This window comes from Mesorhizobium sp. M4A.F.Ca.ET.020.02.1.1 (assembly GCF_004022645.1).
Taxonomy (GTDB): domain Bacteria; phylum Pseudomonadota; class Alphaproteobacteria; order Rhizobiales; family Rhizobiaceae; genus Mesorhizobium.
In genome coordinates this window covers 1-1603 of sequence record NZ_RZOI01001029.1, presented here as the reverse complement: position 1 = coordinate 1603, position 1603 = coordinate 1, and the positions used below count along the sequence as shown (strand labels likewise).

Below are 1603 nucleotides of genomic sequence, written 5' to 3'. Positions count from 1 at the left end.
GGCATGAGGAAGCCGGTGACGGCGACCGGCCACTTGGCATTGACGATCGTGTTCTCGGGTGCGATCACCTCGATCGTGCGATAGAAGCCGGAGTTCAGCGGCAGGTCCGGAAAGAAGTTCTTCATCGCCGCGACGCAGGCTGAAAATGTGCCGCCGAAAGCTGAATTGTAGAGCGACGCAACGGTCGGATGCGAGCCGGTGAAGTCGTAGATCGCCTTTTCCCCGGTCAACGTCAGCTTGATCTTGATCGGGATCAGGCCCTCGCCCGCTCCAAGGTCGCGATCCAGGAAGTCTTCCGTTTCCCAGGTGCCGCGCGGCAGTTCCGCAAGCCGCTGGCGCGTCGCCCGCTCGACATAGTTCTGCACGTCGGCGAAGCCGGCCTTGACGGTTTCCTTGCCATACTTGGCAACCAGGCGTTGGATCTCGCGAGCCGCGATCATTGTCGCCTGCGCCTGCGATTGCATGTCGCCCAGGATGGATGCCGGATCGCGCGTCTGCGCTGCGATGAGGTTTGCCACGTCGTCGCAGAAACGGCCAGCATGCCAAAGCCTGACAGGTGTGATGCGGATGCCTTCGCGGAACATGTCGCGCGCCATCACGTCGAAGGAGCCGGGCGTCGAGCCGCCGACATCGGTCCAGTGTCCGTTGGACTGCGCGAAGCCGATCACCTCGCCCTCGACGAAGATTGGACGGATCAACCGTACGTCGGAGAAATGGGTTCCGCCGGCATAAGGATCATTGATGGCATAGACGTCGCCGTCTTCCATACGGCCCTTGAAGACACGGATCACATCCTTGCAGGTCAGGTGAAGCGTGCCGACATGGCCCGCGAGATCCTGGTCGCCCTGGGCGACCGAGTCGCCATTGACGTCACTGAGGCCGTTGGAGAAGTCGCGATTGTAGATGACGAAGGAGTAGCAGGTTCTGAGTATCTGCTCCGACATCTGGTTGACGGAGTTGATGAACGAGTTCTTCAACACCTCGAAGGTCACCGGATCGAGGGCAAATCCTTCGGCGCGCTGCATGGCTGCGGCAGGGTTCATGGCTCAGGCCTCGAAGCGGATGACGATGTTGAGGAAACGGTCGATCTCGGCGGCGACGCGCGGCGGCACGACCGTGGTCGAGTCGAATTGCTCGATGATGGCCGGACCGACGAGCTTCGCACCCGCCTTCATATCCTCGCGCTGATAGATCGGCGTATCGGCGAATGGTTTGTCGTCGAACCAGACGGTCCGTCGCTCCTTCGGCACGGGTTTCTCGTCCGATAGAGGATGCTCGGCCAGCGTGGCCTTCGGCGTGACGCCGATCGCGCTCAGATTGACGCGGTAGATGTCCACCGGCGCGTCGTCGCGGCGGAAATTGTATTCACGCTCATGCAGTGCATGGAAAGCGGCGACAAGCTCATCGGTTGAATGCAGTGCGGCGCCGAACGGCACCGACAGCGAGCGCCACTGGCCTTGATACATCATATCGACCGAACGCTCGAGGATGACATCCTTGCGCTCGACGCCTTCCTGCTGCAGCAGGTCCCAGGCCTCATCCTCCAACTTGGCGAATAGCGACTTCAACGTCCCCATGTCGGTCTTGCTCGCTTCGCTGATAA

At 61.1% G+C, this 1603-nt stretch carries 1 protein-coding gene and 1 pseudogene; both read right to left on the bottom strand.

Annotation, left to right across the window (positions count from 1 at the left end; all coding sequences use genetic code 11):
- On the bottom strand, positions 1 to 1043 hold a 1043-nt coding region (locus EN742_RS34445; protein ID WP_245492471.1), incomplete at its 3' end, for a hydantoinase B/oxoprolinase family protein.
- Between the two features lie 3 nt (positions 1044 to 1046).
- Positions 1047 to 1603: pseudogene (locus tag EN742_RS38425) on the bottom strand (hydantoinase/oxoprolinase family protein); the annotation flags it as partial.